Below are 18,961 nucleotides of genomic sequence, written 5' to 3' on the forward strand. Positions count from 1 at the left end.
ACAATATACGAAATTTTCGTATTATGAGTAACCTTTTTTATAATGCACTACGGGTATTTATATAATTTAACCACATCACTTTTTGTGAGTTGTTCAGCATCTTTTTCTTCATTATTCTGATTAACCAATACGGTTTTAAAAATCTCTGTTTTGGAAGACAAGACATCAATATTCTCTGTAAAGGTTATTTTATCGAGATCAAAGCTGCCGCAATCCTTACAGATATACATTGGATTTTTTGTTTGTGATTGTGCACAAGTAATAAGCACTAAAAGTAGAAATGCAGTTGTTAATTTATTTTTCATGATATCTATTATGCTTTTTCAAAACTTCAAACAGGCTCAGATTACTTTTACTAAAAACTAATTTCACAAGAGAAAAACTATGATTATCTGATACTTCTTTCCAGAAAAGACTTTTATCTATCTCAGAAGGAATAACTGTTTTTGGGAGATATTTTTTGATTTCACTAAGAATAATTAAAAGATCTTCATTGGACTGACTGACATTAACCGTTTTCTTGTTTTGGTGAAACAACAAAAAAATCAAGAACAGTATTTTATGAATCAGATTATTGCCTGCATTTTCATATTTTACAGATTGGCTCAGAAAAATATGCATCTCATGATCATACACCTCGTTCACATGCTTTATAACAATATCATCAATATGCTGATAGGAGATAATTTCTCTTATTTTGATAATTTTTGATTCTATTATTAAGTTTCCATTTTTGGAATATACAAGGATATCTTCTCCGCCTTTCATTATTCATTTTTTGTAAAGACTTTCTCTGGTCCATATATTGGCTCAGGTCCTTTTATCAGAAACTTCTCTTTGAATTGCTCGTTAGGAGGTCCATTTTGTCTCTATTATGCGACAAAGTCACAATTGTTATTGTCATTTCTGCGCCTAGCCATTTTACATCTGTTGTTTTATAGCTGCCTTTTCCTTTTTCGAAACCATGTTCCTCAGTATACCTAATTCCTGTTGTAGCAGCACCTTCTACTTTAAAAGTCTCCTGCTCTGCCTCACTCATTGGTATCACATTACCTTCCATCTTATCTACATTAGCCACAAAAACTACATTTTTTCGCTTAATACCTGCTTTTATAGAAAAGGTTAAATCGACCACTACTTTTTGTTTCGTATTTGGAGCAAAACCATCTATTTCATTGTAAGATAAACCGATATCATAATTAAGTGCAACACCTGCTTCTACCAAGATATACAAGTCCAGCTTGGTCAGTCTTTTAACAAACTTGGCTCCCCATGTAATGATTGCCCCAACTAAACCACCAAACTTATCTGCATTAGCTACAAGATCAACACCAATTTTTAAACCAATTAAAGGTTTAAAACCAGCTGCTCCTGTATAATAACACCAACCTGCTCATGGTAAGAACCTATCTGATCTATATTTTCCAGATTCCATTCAAACTGAGCTTCTATCTGAGGTCATTGTATGCTTATAGAAGCAATAGATCTTGTTAAACAACGATTGGATTGTTGAGACAAACGATCCATTCTACGTTGTAGAATATCTATATCTCTTTGAGCAATACGCCTTTGGCTATCTGAAGATGCATTCCTGTAACGAGTTCTGGCATTATCAAGATATTTACCAGTCTGTCTCAGATCACGATCTTCTCTTTGTCTTCTTTGCGGAGCTACACTTTCCAAGGCAGCTCTGTTTTCTGCACTTGGCTGTCCTTTGTCACTGTTAGATCAATTCTCTTCTCCTAAGAAAACTGAATTCACAAATCTTCCAATAACACCAAATTTATCAATCAATGCTCTTATTTGCTTGGTATTTGAAAATTAAGACCTTGCCAAAACTTCAGGATTTGATGTTTTTGATTTGGAAAAATATTAATTCTTTATATTACTTACGAATAATTACAAAATCATTACTATTTTGTGGAAGATATAATAAAATTGGATAGTCTGCACCACCTGAAGTTGTATATTTTCTGATTAATGGGCTCCAGCCTTTTAAATCTAAAGGTGTTTTATTATTAAACTCTTTCGTATGTGATTTTCTTTCTAGTGTAACTAGCTTTCCATTTGCATATAATTTCATTTCATAATCTTCCAATGGAGTCATTAAATTTTTACATTTTGTATTAACAATTTCTTCATTTTCTTTGATAAATCTGTTTAATTCTTCTTCGGAATTATAATCAAAAGTAGAAGTTTCAATTTGCCTCTTCTTTGTTAAATCTGTCCATTCCCTTCCATTCCCATCATTTAATATATTCCATAACTTTTGATAATAAGAAACCACTCTCTTTTCTAATTCTATCTGATCCATTTTATATAAATCTTGTCCATTACTCCACCCCTCTAATTCATAAGGTAAATCTTTTATGTCAACCTCCCATTGTTGCTCAAAGTAATCAGAAATATCATTAGGATATTTTATTGTTAATTCTTTTAATTCCTTTTTTGTATTTTCAATATATTCTCCATTACTATCTTTCAAAAACTGAACAAAAAAAATTTTATTATTATTAAGAAGATCTTTTGAAACATTTTTTATGTAAAATTTAATTTTAATTTTATATTTCCCATTTTTTAATACATATGGGTTTATTTCGTAAGTAGAATAACCCATACTATTATTTATTGCAGAAATATCATTGATAAATAGGTCAAACTTATTTTGAATACTCGTATTGATGCCATAAACAATGTGTTTTTCAATTGGAAATTGGGTAACTATCATATCTTGTTGTTTTTCAGAGCTATTGTTTTTATTTTGACTACAACTAATGTTAATTATTAGTATGAAGAATATAAATATTATTTTTTTCATATTAATCAAGTTTAAATTCATAAGAAAATCCATCATGTAATAAAAATCTTTGTGTTTTCTCAAGTTCATCTTCTCCATCATTTCCTCCCTCATTTTACAAACTATTAGATGTTTTTTTCTTGAAGAAATTACAGCATAAAGACCTTCATAATAACACTTTTTATAGTAGCATCTTATATTTCAATCTTCCATTTTGCATAAGCTTCCCCTTTTAATTCAGCTTCTAAAGAATATATATTACCGAATTTTGCAGACAAGCTTCTAATTCGTTCGGCAGATTGGTAATTTCTACTTCCCATTCTTGTTCAAAATAAGTCACTGACTCTTTTGGAGTATTAATGGACAAATTTACATTCATTTGATAATCTTTAATATCATTCTTTGCTTTGTCTCTTATATAGCTTCCAAATTTTAAAATGCAAGCCTTAATCTCTTCAGGATTCACCATCTTGTCTCCTCTACTGAAATTTGGAAATACTTCCATTTTTATTTTATACTTACCATTTCTCAACGCATAACCATTAACAGCCAAGGTAGAATTGAGAGGCGTATTTTCTTCGGAGATTTTTATATCATCGAAATAGATAACTACAGGAACAGGTGCAGTTATATCCAAAGCGTAAGTAATCTGTTTTTCTCGTGGAATTAAATTCTGTCCGTTAAATAATGGAAAAATAAACAACACAAAAAAACACTTTAGATACTTCATCTATTTGCGGATTATAATAAATTCATTGCTATTTGGTGGAAGATATAATTTCACTCCATAACTTTCTCCACCTGAAAACTTGTATTTTCTAATTAATGGACTCCAGCCTTTTATATCAAGTGGATTCTCATTATTAAATTCTCTGGTATGAGTTTTTCTTTCCAATGATACCATTTTTCCTCCAGCGTGAAGTGTCATTTCATAATCTTCTGACGGAATCATTGTATTTTCACATTTTTTGAAATCAATTGCATTTTTTGAAATAACTTTATTATAATTATCTTCCGTTAAATAATCATATATTACCAATTCTGCATCGGCAGTTTTCCAAAGATCTTGATAAGAACCAGCATTACCCTTATAAAGAATGCTCCATAATTTTTCATAATATGAAACAACTTTCTTTTCTAATTCTTTCTGGTTCATTTTGATAAATCTTGTCCATTACTCCAACCTTCCAACTCGTAAGGTAAATCTTTTACATCAACCTCCCATTCTTGCTCAAAGTAGGGAATTGGATTAGTAGGTCTTTTAATTTCTAAAGGAGCATCCGTTACATATTTACTTACTTTATTAATGGTTCTATCCTTTATAATAATAACCAAAAATCAATCTTGAATTTAAAATTTCATCAGTTCTGATTGTAGACTCATTATGCTGCCAAAAAGGAAAAAGTTTAAGTTTGATCTTGTGTTTCCCATTTTTTAAGATATAAGGATTGAGCTCAACAGCAGCATTTGAGCCTCGACTATAATTCGATGCTATTTTGATGTCATCAATAAATAGTTCATAAGGTGTTTTTAGGGTCAAATCTAAAATATAATTTAATTGTTTATCTTGCTGAATATTATTTGATGTTTTGATAGTTGTATTTACATCATTCTTTTTATAGCAGGATAAAAGAAAATCAAACAAATAAATAAGGGAACAAAACGCATACTATTACTTACGAATAATTACAAATTCATCACTGTTTTGTGGCAGATACAATAGCACTGGATAATCTGCCGCTCCAGAAATCTTTCCTTTACTAATTAAAGGGCTCCAACTATATATATCCAATGGTTTTTGATTATTAAATTCGTGCGTGTGTATTGATTTTTCTAATGCAACAATTTTTCCATATGCGTATATTTTCATCTCAAAATTTTCTAAAGGAATCATTGTGTTTTTAGCATATTCTCTTATATCCTTCTCATTATTATTGATGCTTTCTTCAATATTTTTCAAGGACAAGTAACTATATACACTATATTCGTTAAATCTTTTGTTGGTTAAAATCTTCCATTTATCAAAATTACCATCATTTAATATAGTCCATAAGTTTTTATAATATCCAGTAACTCTTTTTTCTAATTCTTTCTGATCCATTTTAGATAAATCTTGTCCTTTACTCCAACCTTCCAACTCGTAAGGTAAATCTTTAATTTCTACTTCCCATTCTTGCTCAAAATAAGGCACTGGTTGTATAGGTAAATTATAATTTAAAAGTTTAAAATCGTCAGTATTATAACTGTGTAAATCTTTTTTACTTTTGTCCATAATATAGTGTCCGAAAGAAATTGTAGAATTTTTTAAATCATCCAATGCAATTAGTTTTTTATTTGCTTTGAATGCGGGAAATATTTTAATCCTAATTTTTGATATTCCATTTTTTAGTAAATATGGATTTATTTCTACACTTGAATTAGCTCCTATATAATCATAATCAGCCTTTATATCATTGATATAAAGCTCGTAAGGAAGCTTTACATTAAGTTCTATACTATAGGTAATTTGCTTTTCTAAAGGAACATTACTTTCTTGTATCATAATTTTATTTTGTTTATCACTTTTATTGTTACATGAAATATTTAAGAATAGAAATATTATAAGTAAAATTGTATGTTTCATATTTAACTAATTTTAAATTCGTAAGAGAAGCCATCATGTAATAAAAACTTTTTTGGAGCTTTATTCTCTTCACCTGTGTTTCTTGTATCATTTTTATTTTCTGAAGATTCTACTTTACTATTTATCGTAGCATATAATCCTTGATAATTGCATATCAGAGAATCTTCTTCTTTTTTTATTTCCCATACTGCATAAGCACTTCCTTCAAATTCAGCTTCTAATGAATATATTTTTCCAAATTTCACTGATAAACTTCCTCCACATTCGATTCCAAATTTTAATTCGGCTACCGGCTGTATTTCTCCGGTTCCAAACCTATCTATTGTATGAAATTCAAGAGCAGTAGCTTCTATTTTAAATTCACCAGAAACGAATAAATCTAAATAATAGTCCACATCGATTTGTATCTTATACTTATCACCTCCTCCAAACAAATCTACAATACTATTCCAAAAATCATCAGAAGAGCCCACAGTGTCTGCAACAGCTGTGATATCTTGTATAGCTTGTCCTACGTACGGTATCTTTGTAGCTACAAAGAGGAGATCCAGACTGCCTTTGACTGCGATTAAAGGATCTGCTTTAAAATTCAGCTTGTAAAGAGTTCCCATTTGACCTGCCTCTTTTTCACTTTCTTTATAACACCATTTCACAGATCCGGCAAATGCAGGTTGTTCTATTTCTACTTTAAAAGGGATTTTACTTATTGTTTTACCTTTCCCACCAAGATAAGCATTTCTTTTCTTGTTTCTTCTTCTTACTTCATCTGGTCGGGTATTTTCGTGCTCAGCTCTGGCTTCATCCGCTTCTTTGTTAAAAGTAAGTTTTCCTACAGTATTAATAACCCACATTACACTGTCTATCACGTTGAAAACTGGATGCTCACCTGAAAAAGTCATGTTACTTTCCTTAACATCATTATAGCCATATTCTAAAAAAAACTCAAATTGGTCATAATCTAACCTGCCCTCACTAACTTCTTGCTTGGTGTTTTTATAGTCTTGCTTTCTTTGACTCTGCTGTTCTCTTCTAACTTTCTTATTAGTCCGCTTATCAAAGAATCCCCATTTTCCTAAATATTTTCTTTGCGTATATGCTTTGGTTTGTCCTAAGTAAAAAGGATTTTCTGTCATCAGTTTAAAGCCTACTTCATAATAAACATCTGGGTAAACTTCAACCTTTATCGGATGAGAAATTGCACAGGAACTTAGATTAAGATCATAAGATAAAGGCGTAATCCTGTCAAAATCTATCATACTTTCTCCTTGATTAATAGGAGGCTTGGGATAAGCTAGATTGAAACTTATTTGCTTACTTTCTATTTTTAAGCCTTTGAAAGTCTCACTGTTTACTGCCTTGATGGCGTGCGTTTCGTGAGTTTTTTCAGGTTGATCCTCAAAATTACAGTCATCCGTGGTAAGATTAGGCATCTTGAAGGTAATTGTATAATTTTCGCCTGCTTTATCGCCTGCAACAACTTTGTAATTAATATTAGTCACAAATCTTTTCTCAACATCATTGACATCAAAAACGATATTATCCTTGTTCTTGTAATTTGCAATAATCTGCGTGTATTTGCAAGGATGGAAAAAGGCCATGTCAGTTTCTACATTACTAACAACAACGACTTGATTGGAAGTTATTTCTTAAACTGTAACCAACCTTCCATCATTGCTAATTTTCAAAATACTAGCATGGAGTGTTTTTATCTGTCCAGGTATTTTTGGATGTTCGATTTCCGGATAAATTTCCAATTTGTCTCCCGCCAGAATTTTCCACAAAGGATCTATGAAAACTGGAAACTTACATTTTTGTACATTCGGGACACTTTTAACTGTTTTATCAAAAACATCATCATCATGATCTACAAGTATACCGTGTTTCGCATTGGACGGAAATTTTGTTGTAGAATGTACAGAAACAGCTCTAACAAATTGATTTTCTTTCTTCTTTATATCTTCTTCTCCTCTTTCCTCTACGCTAACATTATTATTCAGATACTCTGCTGCAAAAAGCTCATCATCTGCATTCGTTAAACCTAAAGACAGCACTCTCACAATGGTATCCTTATCTTTAAGTTGGACGTTGATATTATGGCCGTACAAAGATTGTGTGTAGATATTGAGATAAATTGTTGAACCAAATTTTAGAGTATCAGTAATTTCATTGTCATCTGCATCCCGCCAATCTGCTGAGATAACTTGAGAATTTTCCCCAGTGGCATTGACAATAATTCCATGCGGATATTTTCCAACAGGCGTAATGCCTTCCCAAAAAGGTTCCAAATAAGCGGCTCCTCCACCTTCTAAAAAATCATCAAAATGCAGACTTAATTGAGGATTTCCGCTGGCAACTGTTTCATTAAAACTGGTGGAACTTAACTGCGGACGGTCACTCCCTATCAATTGCCATACCCATCTTAGATCCACATATTCATTTTAAAGGTTTTGTAATTCCTGTTTTTGCGAGGTGTCAAGATGATTGTGCTGTGATCTATAATCTTCCGACAGTTTATTTTTTCTTGCGTTTCTGCTGGTTGTACTTTTTACACGCTGATCAAGATTGGCTTGATGTGTTTGCGCAGAAATTTCTCCATTATTATAACGTGTCTGGCTTCTCGCTATAAATTCTTCACTATGTTTTTCTTCTGCATCTACTGCACCCCAATTTTTTCTATAGGTTTGATAAAGTTGATCTCTTTCCTGCTTTTGCTTTTCCTATAGAGGTTTAAGCTTTTCTTTATATCCCTTTACAGAAACTTCAATTTTGTCAGCTTTCGGCAAAGCCAGCCAGCCAATATCTTCATTAAAAATCTGTCCAGCTTTCCTTTCGAATTCGATGTATAATAATTCTTTATTTTCCATAAAGTTTCGAATTAATTGATGGGAAGATATTTCTTCACTTTTTTGTTCAAATTCACAAACGGGAACAATTCAGCAGTTACCTCTTTATCGGCATTTTTCACATTTTGCTGCGATATTTTAGCTGTTTGTCCATGATTGATTATTGTAATACAATCTGTACTTCCAACAGGACAAGTGGCTTTACTACTTTCCAAAAGTGCTTTGCCACTATTTTCCTCTAGTGTAATTTTTTCATAAAAACCACTCCATTGCGTTACCGTAACCTGACAAGGATTATTATTGAGTTTGGAACAGTTTCCGAACATGTTTTTCTCAAAAGTTTTGCTGATATCCTTGTTGGTAGCCATCAATTTTTTGTTCCCATCTTTATCATTGATGTAGATTTTGCTCTGAGTTAAGACTTTCAATTTATCAGGAGCCGTCCCGAAATTGCAACGACAAAGTGCACCTTGGCAAACCAAATGTTTCTCACTCATAATATTGTTTTTTGGTATTTATTCTAATTCGTTCAAAATATTAAATTTCAAATATCTGTACTTCAATCTTTAGCTCTTTTCCTTTGTCAAAAGTCGAAGCAAATCCGGTTATTGAAAATAATTCTTGCGAGTCTTTATTAAGTTTGTACAGCAATTCAATTATCCCTTTGTTTGATTTTTCAACAAAACCATTATTTTGTTCTTGACCTGTAATTCGCAATGCAATTTTAGTTCCTCTTGTATATTCTTTTTCTAAAATAAATTGAGCATTATATAAAATATTCTGCTGAATATTAGCAAAATACAATTCTAAACTACCTTCCTTACTAAAATTGGGATACATCTGATAAACAGGCAAGAAAAAGATTTTGTAAAAAACACTTTGAGAAAATATGTCTGTTTTGACTTCAAATTTCTAAAGGTAAGATCCATTCTTTTTAAAATCTCTTCTGCTGTTTTTCCTACATAATATTCCTTCAATTTTGGAAAGTATTCTTTGTCCCAACGGTCTTTTATTTCATTTTCATTTTCGATCTTTGAGAAGCCACCCTTTTTATTAACTGTAATTTTTAAAGGATAAATAGACTGTTCTGCTTTTTCAAATAACTTTTCAATAATTTTTTCAACTTCGGCGTTATTGATATAATTTTTTCCTTTATTAATTTCAACCAAATATCCATCTCGATTAATATTAACCTCAAAATGAATCTGAGTATTGCTATGAAGATATTTTATGACAACACCATATTTTTTTTGACTTACGCCCATTGGATATTGTAAATCATTGGTCTTTACAAACTGCGAATTTCTATCCTCAAAATTTTTCCTAGGCAAATAAAGAAAAGGAACATATTTTGGTAAGTGTAGAGGCAAAATATCTCCTATCTCGCAGTACAGATTATGAAATTTGACAAGTTCTTCTTTAGACATTTGGTATTCTTTCGACAAAGCTTCCAAATCTAATAATCCATTAATTTCTAATTTGATATAATTATCTTCCAAAAACATTCTTTACACAATTGCTTGCGATTATTAAAATTAAAAAACATATTTCGATTAATTATCCCTCCGAAACATTATTTTGAAAAGTGTAGTAATTCTACGATTTAGAATTTCTATTTTTTTTAAAATCCCAAAGATGGTGTCTTCGGGATTTTAAATTGATATTGTGCGGGAAAATTATTAATCTATCACGCTCCATCCTTTTTTTGGATCGTTGTTAGAGATGACTTCCTGTTCATTAACAATGATATTTTCTTTTCGTTGCCCAATATAATCTAGCTCACTTAGCTTTCCGAAAATCAATTCAAGGCTTTTCATCATTTGATTGATATTGAAAAAGTATTCGCCCGTGTTGTGATGGTCGTAGTTGATTTCGGCATTATTGGTAAGCTGGTTTAGTAAAGAATGGGGGGTGATTTCGCTCCATTCAAGACTGTAATTCAGCATTTCTTCCAACTCGCTTTGTACCATCATTTGGGTGTCATTATAAAGTTGAAGCGCCAGTTTAGAAAAAATATTAATGAGGAAAATCGGTGGTTGTTCCGCTACCACATTCCTGAATTGGAAGTAATTTTCACCAATGTGCTTAATAATGCTCTTACAAAGCGTTTTTACATTATCGGCAAGCGTAATATTTTGATTTTTATGCGCCGTTTTTTGAATAATTTTAAAGGCATACTGGCGTAGATTCCCAAGGGAATTAGAATAGTTGTTATAATATTCTACCAACTTTGGATGGCTTTCTACAGAGCTGCAAGGCGGGATAAAATTGGCATCAATCTGAGCCATTCCGGATCTCATTGCAACTTTACCCAAAACCAAATAGTTTCCTCCAGAATAGCTGCTGTTTAGGATAGAAACATCCACTAATTCTATCCTGTAGTTCGGTTTTGTAAAAGGATGCCGTGGTGGTATCTCATCGGCATCAATATCCCCAAAAGAAACATGTTCAAACGGATTTACCGAGGCCAAGATGTAAAATTCGCCATCCGCTTCTTCCTGATCCTGAGACATGTTTTTTGCCAGGTTCCGGATATTGACTTTATGGTCAAACAACTCTATCCTGTAGCCTGCCAGCGTTACTGCTGTACATTTTTTGATAATCAGCTGGGCATCGTTGGTTGCAGTGCTTTGGAGTTCATAAATGGTTTTGTCTCCAAATTTTTCGGTAATGGGTAGCAAACCAAAATTATAAGAATTGATTTGAATAGAGTTAGCATCACGGATAGAATCTATTATAAAATCTTCCTGCTGCACAAGATGATCTTTAGAAATCTTCATCCCATCTACCCAGTTGACGGCGAAATGTTTTATCGGTTGTATCATAATGTTGTATTTATTTGGTTAGCAATATTACCTTCTTCCTGATGCCTTATGACTCTTTTGCAAATGACAGTCTGGTTTTCGGTAATATGGTTGGTTTTAATGTCCTGTTCAAAATCAATATATTGTCTGGTGCTGAAAAATGATTTCTTGATGTAGAAAATCCAGTAATAAGGCTCGTTGCCGGCATCCATCAGTTTAATAGTTGCATTGGGGTTTTTGTGATTGTAATCGTCAACCACCCTGTGGAACCAATCCCCGAATGTAATGCCTGTAGATAGTGTTTTGGCCTTCACAATAAATCTTTGCTGATCTTCTGAATTTTTACTGAGCTCCACATTCAGGACCAATAATTTATCAAAGTCAACGCCTTGGAAATTATGAGGTTTCTTGTCCGGATCAAAACGCCAAGTTTTGTAAATATCAAACGGGATACTGATAAACTGAACGTAGCAATAATAAAAAATAAGCGGAACTATGAAAATAACCAAACTTGTAGCAGCCATATACGCGTTACCAAGGTCATTACTCATCCATTTGAAAATCAATGTAAAAAGGAATCCCCCGAACAACATACATGTTACACTTAATAAAGCTTCGAAAAGAATGCTCATCCAAAGTTTATCGATATGCTTCCTGAAATAATGGTGCAACAAATTGACATGGACAATGCCCAACCCCAAATAAACCAATTGAGAAAACAAATACCAGTAAGGGTTAAACAAATTCCCGGAAAATCCCAAAAAGCCTGGAAGACAGAGGCAAATACCGGACACCAAAACATATAGTATAATATGTTTTACCTTGATGGCAGGCTTACTTCTACGTATCAGTGCAAGAATGAATACTAAAACCCCTGTAATAATTGGCATCAGGAGATACCTTAAAAAAATTCCTTTAACAGAACCTACTTCCATATTTTTTGGTTATTAATTGTAGTTAAATATATTAAATGTAAGTCGAATACCCCAAACGATTGGTATTGGCTTTTGAATTAATAATAAAAGAATCCTCTTTTTTTTCGGTCATGAATTTTTCTTCAATCTTAACCGTAATTGGCATCAGGTAGTCATAGATGTTTTGCAAAAGTTCTCGGAAAGCTGTCCCATCAACATACTTATGAATCGCATCATAAGGGATTGGGCCGATTGTAATCTGCCAGTTTCTTTCACCATCCAAATGTTTTCCGTTTGGGATCAAAGTGATGCCGAGTTTTGCACTTCCTAAAGCGGTAATTCCCATCTCGTCGTCGTTTTTATCAATTTTATTTGGGACAAAATCAATCGCCACCGGAATATTTAGAAAAGCGGTTAAAAACCTTTCTATCCAGCGTTTATTTCCTCTTACTTCGTGTAGGAAAGGAAGGATGTAAAAAAATATCTTGGCTGTTTCTATATCCACTTTACCTAACAAAGGCCACATTTCTTTAAAGATTTTTATCAGTGTGTCAGATTGATCCGCAATATCAAATTCGGTCTCCTTTAGCAAAGCCGAAACTTCTGTATAGAAAAATTCCTGTTCAAAAGGCTGGAAAAAATTCCGTGCATTTTCCTCAACTTCCTTTTGTTTGCGGATTTCTTTAACAACACTTTCTACACCTCTTTTAGAAGCAGTTCTCAAAGATGGTGGGTGGAAAATCCCTTCTGGAAGGTAGTCATAGATGCTTTCCCGGTACGTCTCCATTATGATCGTCTCATTATCCAAACCATAATAAGTGGAGTAGATGTTCTTAATATCTTTGAGATAAGGACGATCATTAATCCCCACTTTTTTGATAAAAATGCTGGAACTGCTGTTGTAGTACTTCAGCAGGTTTGCGGCAACAGATTCAATTTTAAAATCGGTGCTTAGCTTATTATATTTTAATTCGGAAATACTTTGGTTATCGTTCATTTGTTCAGTGTTCTAAATTTCAAGATGCATGGCATCTTCCAAAATCATTACGCGATACTCTACACCGTCAATTGCCTTTGCCTTGATGTTGTTTTTGAGCACATCAGCCAGGTTGTCCCAATATTTTCTTCCGTAAAAAGAATAATTATGAGGCGTAATCTGCACATCTACCGTTCTTATAAATCCTTCGCGAGGTTTGTCACTTATCATTGTTCCGCGTCTCACCGTAACATTTTTAAGTTCTGCATTCAGCATCATTTTACAATAGTTTTTAACATCCTCTGCAGAGATAATTTTGTCCCGGCTTGTGAGCGCATATTTGTAGGCAAGAATAGTATCAGACTGTTTTTTTTCTTCTGCTCCGCCGGTCGTTTCGGTGATTAAAGTAATAACCTGAAGCTTTTTCTGTGAATTAAGCTCAGTTCCCGGCCGAATATTATTAGCTAATGAAGAATGACAAACCCAAAACGAGGCATAAGTGTGAACCGAGTTTTCCAAAGGTTCTATAATTACATAGTTAACATCTTCCTTCAGCTCCCTGTTTGCCTGGTCAACTTTTTTCATCAGGCCTTTCATTTTATCCGAAATCTCTCCCAGAACATCTTTCACTTTGTCGCGGTTAATAATGGCAAAAGCGGCCACTTCGTCCCTTAGCAATTCCATTACATGCGACATCAGATCGGTAGCATTTCGTTGGGTAAAGCGTTCCATTCCGCCTTTTCTTACCGTGAAAAGTCCTTTTTCAATCTCGTCATTAGGTGTAAATGGTATTTCGGAATATCTTTTCCCCAATCCGTCAACTACTTCTTCCACATAAAGGAAAAACTCTTCTTCGGAAGTTTCCATCGGGATATTATTGCCCATGATGTCAAGATTGTATTCGGTCTTTTTCCAACCCCGGTTGTAAACCGGAAAGGCATTCATCACAAATGAAAAATTCTCCAAGATCTCAGATGTAAATTGGGGCGGGAATTCCATTTTTAACCATAATATTTTTTTATTTCTAAATTGGTCAAAAACTGGGCTTCCGTCATCAATATTCTGAGGGATTCCATCCTGTATTTTTTTAAATTGTGAGGGATAAATGCCACTGATCTCTATAAACTTGTGCTGATATAGATTCTTAACATCTTCTTTGATTTTATGGCGGATGGACTGTTCTTCAAAAATCCCTTCGTAACCTTCTTTCTCCGGCGCTTCATGATAGCTGATTCCGGGTGTCACTTGCAGCGGAATATTATTGTGAAAAACCTGAATGTGTGGTAGTAGCCTGTACACGAAATCAACTTTTTCATAAGTTGGATTGGAACAGTAAAGACTGAATTTTTCTGGGAAATTCTCAGAACTGTAATGGCTAAGATCAATACCTATCATGATATTCCGATAATCTGCAACATCGGAATCGATTCTCTGAATCGGGATTTTATTAAGTTGCTCATCAATCTGATAAACCGTTTTGCCAGCAACCATCAGGATAGTTTGTGCTTTCACAAGACTAACATTATCTATAGGTGTAAAGGGGATCTCAACCTGCTTGTCAGACTGCGATTTTCTGAACGAATTAAGATGTTTCTTAAAGAAAAACTCGGCATGATCCATCAGTATCTCTCTGTCTTCATCTGGGAGGCAAAAGGCGATGGCGTGCGCTGGTGTTGGATGTGTATAGTTGGTAGGCGTAAGTAATTTTGCCAGTCTCTCAAGAATTCTGCCATTGATGCTCTGTATCTCGTTATTGGCTTTGAAAACTTCTGTGCTAAAAGCATCAATAAGCAATTTTACAAAAGGATCGAGGGATTGAATACTCTTTAAGCCCCAAAGTTTGGTAGCGTTTTGAAGCATTCTTGCTTTTATAACTTCTTTAGAGAAAGTATGTTGTTGATCAAAACTCATTGGATATATTTTAATCGATTGACATTGGGCTCAGAAACAATTCAGTAGAAAAATTGAAACGTTCGCCGGTGGCTTCCAGCTTGGCATTAATTCCCACTTTTACTTTTTTCTTTACTTCGCTGAAACCTCTTGTTTCGTAGCTATGTTCCACATAATTAATATGAGCCTGTACCACTGCATTTACAAGCCTTGGTTCATGCTCTGCAATCTGTCTTTGTAAACTGTTTACGAATAAGGTTTCCCACTTTGCAGGTGTTACGCCATTATCAAACTCTACGCTCCACACGTCATTACCATAATTTTCATCGTATCTGTTTTCTCCTTTTTTGGTAATAATTAGGAGCATAATATTTTGCGCAATGCTTTCTGCAATATCACAGGTTTCAATTTGACCATTGCTGGTCATCATACTCAAAGGATTAAGGGGAATCTTGTAGTTTTGATTTTCCATATATCTAGGTCAAATTAGTTTTTCAGGGAGTTTGTTAATATCTCATTTTTGTTCATCAAAAAATTAACCATTAGATCTTTAGGTAAATAAAAATTACTTTCCCCACTTTCATTTAGTTTGGATTCCAGATTAGGATTCCATACCAATATCTGATCTTTTTCTATATTAAGCCAGTTGGCAATAGTTTCGATATCAAAGGCACCATTTAATTTGGTTTCAGCCAAACTTTCCTGTGAAAGCGAATAATCTGATTTGAATGGAGCCAAGGCGCGTCTGGTTGCTGTAAAGTTTCGATAGTCGTTCAGAACTTGTTCTAGTTCACCTGTTGCATAACTTGCATTCAGATATTTTTTAACATGGTTTTGAGTTTCAGAGGGGAGATATTGTGCAAAATTTGTGTAAACTCTAGAGTTAGCATTATTCATAGCCTTTTGAATATTACCTTCTCCACAATTATAGGCTGCTACAACAGTTATCCAATTGCCGTATTTTTTATATAGATTTTTCAGTGAAAGTGCTGCCGTTTTGGTGCTTTTATACATATCGGATCTGTTTTCATCCGTAAGTCCATAGCCATTGGCGTGGCCACTCATAAATTGCCATAACCCTTTTGCTCCTGCGTGCGAAGTCTGGGTATGATCCAATCCAGATTCTATCACCGCCAGGTTTTTCAGATGCCTGGGAATGCCTTTTTTTACAAAAGTATATTCGATATAATCTACTAATTGCTTATTGCTATTAATTATGTTCCGGTACCTTTTAACACTTTGGTCGGAAGTATCGGAAGCTGTGAGGCTTTGTGCAAAAAAATTGGAGTATGTAAGCATACAGAGAAAAATTACAGCCGCTTTCATTGGTATCATTTTAATTTAAATAATTTCCCAGATCAATTCTTTTTTTTCAGAATTCCAGTTTACATCAATAGTTTGACCGGCTTTAACCTCCTCCCTAACAATCTTTTTAGATATCGGCCGCGCTAGTTGGGCCCTGATGACACCCGAAATTTGTCGCGCTCCATATTTGCTGCTAAATCCATTCAGTGCAAGGTTTTTAATGGCTTCATTGCTGATAGTAAAATCAATTCCAAGTTTGGTAAGTGCTTTCCGCAATGATTTGAGCTGAATACCGAAAATCTTTTCCGCCATATTTTCATTGATGGGTGCAAAAGGGATAATCTCTGTGATTCTTGCCAAAAATTCAGGTCTGAATCTTCCTGAATCGGTCATGATTTGCATTAGGTTTTTTGAAGTCGGTATCTCATTTTTCTCAAAATATTTCACGATTTCTTCACTCCCAATATTGGATGTGAATAAGATGAGTGAGTTGCTGAAATCGCCTTCTTTTCCCAATTTGTCATGTATTTTACCCTCATCCATTATCTGAAGGAAAACATCAAAAACCGAAGTGTGTGCCTTTTCTATTTCATCAAAAAGTACAACAGAGTAGGGCTGCTGACGGATTTTATTCACAAGCATTCCGCCTTCCTCGTACCCTACATATCCTGGAGGCGCACCATAGAGCAAAGCGGCAGAATGTTCTTCCTTAAATTCTGACATATCAAACCGAATCATCGCAGATTCATCATTAAAAAGCAATTCCGCAATGGATTTTGCCAGTTCGGTTTTACCTGTTCCTGTGGGACCTAATAAGAAAAATGATCCAATGGGCTGCCCAGGTTTGTTGAGTCCGCTGCGGTTTTCTACGATGGCATCTGCCAATGTTTTTAAAGCATGATCTTGGCCAACAACCCTTTTGACTAGCATTTCCTCCATATGTAGGAGCTTTTCTTTTTCTTTTGCTTGGATTTTACCAATCGGGATTCCTGTTTTTGCTGCCATCACAGCTGCCAATTCCAATTTTCCGACTTTATCCCTTTTAACCGCCGCTAATTGTATTAGTTCTTCGAAGGTTGAATCAATTATTTTTTTGATTTGGTTAATGTCCATCGAGGTCTCCAATACATGCTGGTCGGATAGTGATCCCCAGAGAATGGGACTTAGCTTATTCTGAAGAAGATTAAAATTCCAGATCAACTCATCGATTAGAAGTGGATCATCATCATTATTTTCCTCAATGATTTTGTCATAATTTTCTTTCCAAACTTTCAGTTCGGTTTCAGAGAGTTCATCCAACATTTTGATGGAAGCCATTGTTCTGTCCAAAAGATCGATTGCAGAATCCGGGAGCTTTTTACCTTTGGAATAACGTTTTGCCAGACTTACACAATCTGCCAGAGCACTTTTATCGACCTCTACTTTATGATGGTTTTTATAGCCATCTAGTAAAACGTCAATCATTTTAACACAGGTTATTTCGTCTGGCTCCTCTACATGAAGAATTTCAAAACGTCTGTCAAAAGCACGTTCCGGTTCTATGATTTTGCGATATTCTTCCTGCGTTGTTGCGCCTATAACGGTGATTTCACCACGTGCCAGCTCAGGCTTTAGGAGGTTTGCCACATTTCCTGCGCCACCTTTATTATCTAGTAAAGAATGAATCTCATCTATGAAAAGGATCGCTTTATTAATTGTTTTACACTCAGTAATGACTTTTTTTAACCTATCTTCAATTTCACCTTTGTAAGAGGTACCTGCCAGTAAAGCTCCAGTATCAAGTTCCAGCAAAGTGGCTTCTTTTAGCAATTCGGGAACGTTTCCTTTGTTAATTTCTATTGCAAAACCATCTAGTAATGCCGTTTTGCCAACCCCAGGTTCCCCTACAATGATAACATTAGGTTTTGTGCGGCGGCAAAGAATCTCAATGAGCATCCTGAGTTCTTTGTCTCTGCCTATTATATGGTCAAGTTTACCATTTTTGGCTTCTTTGGTTTTGTCAATACAATAACTATTGATTGCCGGGAGTGAGTTTTGGTTCTTGAAAGAATCTTTGGAGAAGAAATTTTCTTGCATATTGACTTTAGTCTCTTCACTTCGGAAATGGTTAAGGATTTCGTGCTCGCGTAATGGTAGTGATTTCAATTCCTGAACAGAGAATGCAATGTTTGGTTTGCAAACAGCTGTTAATAAACATAACGGGGAAATTTCGTCCAAACCAAGTTTTGATCTGATTTCATCTGCTTCTTCTAAAATAAAATTAATTTTCTTATCCTGGGTTATATCATCTGGCAGATGTGCGCTTTTAGGATAGTCTTCTATTCTTACCTCTGCCCATTCATAGATGTAACCAGGATCTTTTTCTATATTAATGAGGAAATCTCTTAATCCAAAGTTATTATGCAAAACTGCCTGTAAAATGTGAGGAGCACCAAATTGATTATTTTGATTTTCTTTTGCAATAGATTGCGCAATATGGAAAACTTCTGCAACCGATTCACTTGTAATTATTACACCCATAAAAACCGAAAATATTTAATTTATTATAATAGAATAAAATTCATTTTGACCTTCCTATAACAAACCAACATAGTCAAAAATATTATTAATAATTCGCAGTAAAAATAGTGCCAAAGCTAATTTATTGATAATAAAATAGAGTATTACGATTCAAATTGTTTATATAATTAAATTAATATTAATAATAACATCATAATGAAATTTTAAGTTAGATGTTAACCTATTTTGAAGAATTGGTGTAATCTCACCCATCTTAGGCACACTCAAAAGTAGAGTTTTTTGTTAATAA

General features: G+C 34.0%; 21 protein-coding genes. All 21 read right to left on the reverse strand.

The window, feature by feature from the left end:
* Positions 1-47 precede the first annotated feature (47 nt).
* Positions 48-230, reverse strand: coding sequence for a hypothetical protein (locus AC00Y6_RS14945; protein ID WP_474491414.1), 183 nt, complete (start codon positions 228-230; stop codon positions 48-50).
* A 64-nt stretch (positions 231-294) separates the two neighbouring features.
* The gene (locus AC00Y6_RS14950) at positions 295-768 is read right to left on the reverse strand and encodes a hypothetical protein (protein WP_474491415.1); all 474 of its coding nucleotides are present in this window, start codon (positions 766-768) and stop codon (positions 295-297) included.
* A gap of 55 nt (positions 769-823) precedes the next feature.
* Entirely contained in the window at positions 824-1,234 is a 411-nt protein-coding gene (locus tag AC00Y6_RS14955; RefSeq protein ID WP_474491416.1) for a hypothetical protein, read from the reverse strand.
* 651 nt (positions 1,235-1,885) lie between these two features.
* On the reverse strand, positions 1,886-2,911 hold the full coding sequence (locus AC00Y6_RS14960) for a hypothetical protein (RefSeq protein WP_474491417.1): 1,026 nt from the start codon (positions 2,909-2,911) through the stop codon (positions 1,886-1,888).
* Between the two features lie 130 nt (positions 2,912-3,041).
* Positions 3,042-3,527, reverse strand: coding sequence for a hypothetical protein (locus AC00Y6_RS14965; protein WP_474491418.1), 486 nt, complete (start codon positions 3,525-3,527; stop codon positions 3,042-3,044).
* Positions 3,528-3,953 carry a hypothetical protein gene (locus AC00Y6_RS14970; RefSeq protein WP_474491419.1) on the reverse strand — a complete coding sequence of 142 codons (426 nt, stop codon included), beginning with the start codon at positions 3,951-3,953 and terminating at the stop codon, positions 3,528-3,530.
* Between the two features lie 156 nt (positions 3,954-4,109).
* Positions 4,110-4,442, reverse strand: a complete 333-nt coding sequence (locus tag AC00Y6_RS14975) for a hypothetical protein (protein WP_474491420.1) — start codon at positions 4,440-4,442, stop codon at positions 4,110-4,112.
* Positions 4,443-4,469: 27 nt separating this feature from the next.
* Positions 4,470-5,420 (reverse strand): hypothetical protein, encoded by a 951-nt coding sequence (locus AC00Y6_RS14980; RefSeq protein WP_474491421.1) that lies wholly within the window; start codon positions 5,418-5,420, stop codon positions 4,470-4,472.
* Between the two features lie 2 nt (positions 5,421-5,422).
* Positions 5,423-7,018, reverse strand: coding sequence for a hypothetical protein (locus AC00Y6_RS14985; RefSeq protein WP_474491422.1), 1,596 nt, complete (start codon positions 7,016-7,018; stop codon positions 5,423-5,425).
* 48 nt (positions 7,019-7,066) lie between these two features.
* The gene (locus tag AC00Y6_RS14990; RefSeq protein ID WP_474491423.1) at positions 7,067-7,849 is read right to left on the reverse strand and encodes a hypothetical protein; all 783 of its coding nucleotides are present in this window, start codon (positions 7,847-7,849) and stop codon (positions 7,067-7,069) included.
* Between the two features lie 288 nt (positions 7,850-8,137).
* Positions 8,138-8,284 carry a hypothetical protein gene (locus tag AC00Y6_RS14995; RefSeq protein ID WP_474491424.1) on the reverse strand — a complete coding sequence of 49 codons (147 nt, stop codon included), beginning with the start codon at positions 8,282-8,284 and terminating at the stop codon, positions 8,138-8,140.
* 11 nt (positions 8,285-8,295) lie between these two features.
* Positions 8,296-8,760 (reverse strand): DUF4280 domain-containing protein, encoded by a 465-nt coding sequence (locus AC00Y6_RS15000; protein WP_474491425.1) that lies wholly within the window; start codon positions 8,758-8,760, stop codon positions 8,296-8,298.
* Between the two features lie 40 nt (positions 8,761-8,800).
* On the reverse strand, positions 8,801-9,067 hold the full coding sequence (locus AC00Y6_RS15005) for a hypothetical protein (protein ID WP_476589248.1): 267 nt from the start codon (positions 9,065-9,067) through the stop codon (positions 8,801-8,803).
* A gap of 2 nt (positions 9,068-9,069) precedes the next feature.
* Positions 9,070-9,762, reverse strand: a complete 693-nt coding sequence (locus tag AC00Y6_RS15010; RefSeq protein ID WP_474491427.1) for a hypothetical protein — start codon at positions 9,760-9,762, stop codon at positions 9,070-9,072.
* A 180-nt stretch (positions 9,763-9,942) separates the two neighbouring features.
* The gene (locus AC00Y6_RS15015) at positions 9,943-11,088 is read right to left on the reverse strand and encodes a hypothetical protein (protein WP_474491428.1); all 1,146 of its coding nucleotides are present in this window, start codon (positions 11,086-11,088) and stop codon (positions 9,943-9,945) included.
* Positions 11,085-12,002, reverse strand: coding sequence for a TssN family type VI secretion system protein (locus AC00Y6_RS15020; RefSeq protein ID WP_474491429.1), 918 nt, complete (start codon positions 12,000-12,002; stop codon positions 11,085-11,087). The genes AC00Y6_RS15015 and AC00Y6_RS15020 overlap by 4 nt, the downstream gene beginning before the upstream one ends.
* Before the next feature lie 31 nt (positions 12,003-12,033).
* Positions 12,034-12,978, reverse strand: coding sequence for a type VI secretion system baseplate subunit TssG (locus tag AC00Y6_RS15025; RefSeq protein WP_474491430.1), 945 nt, complete (start codon positions 12,976-12,978; stop codon positions 12,034-12,036).
* Between the two features lie 12 nt (positions 12,979-12,990).
* Positions 12,991-14,868 carry a type VI secretion system baseplate subunit TssF gene (locus tag AC00Y6_RS15030; RefSeq protein ID WP_474491431.1) on the reverse strand — a complete coding sequence of 626 codons (1,878 nt, stop codon included), beginning with the start codon at positions 14,866-14,868 and terminating at the stop codon, positions 12,991-12,993.
* Between the two features lie 10 nt (positions 14,869-14,878).
* A complete protein-coding gene (locus AC00Y6_RS15035) occupies positions 14,879-15,319 on the reverse strand; it encodes a GPW/gp25 family protein (protein WP_474491432.1) in 441 nt (146 codons plus the stop codon).
* 14 nt (positions 15,320-15,333) lie between these two features.
* Positions 15,334-16,173, reverse strand: a complete 840-nt coding sequence (locus tag AC00Y6_RS15040) for a lytic transglycosylase domain-containing protein (protein WP_474491433.1) — start codon at positions 16,171-16,173, stop codon at positions 15,334-15,336.
* A gap of 15 nt (positions 16,174-16,188) precedes the next feature.
* A complete protein-coding gene (locus tag AC00Y6_RS15045) occupies positions 16,189-18,672 on the reverse strand; it encodes an ATP-dependent Clp protease ATP-binding subunit (protein ID WP_474491434.1) in 2,484 nt (827 codons plus the stop codon).
* Positions 18,673-18,961: the final 289 nt, after the last annotated feature.

This window comes from Epilithonimonas sp. (genome assembly GCF_056329745.1).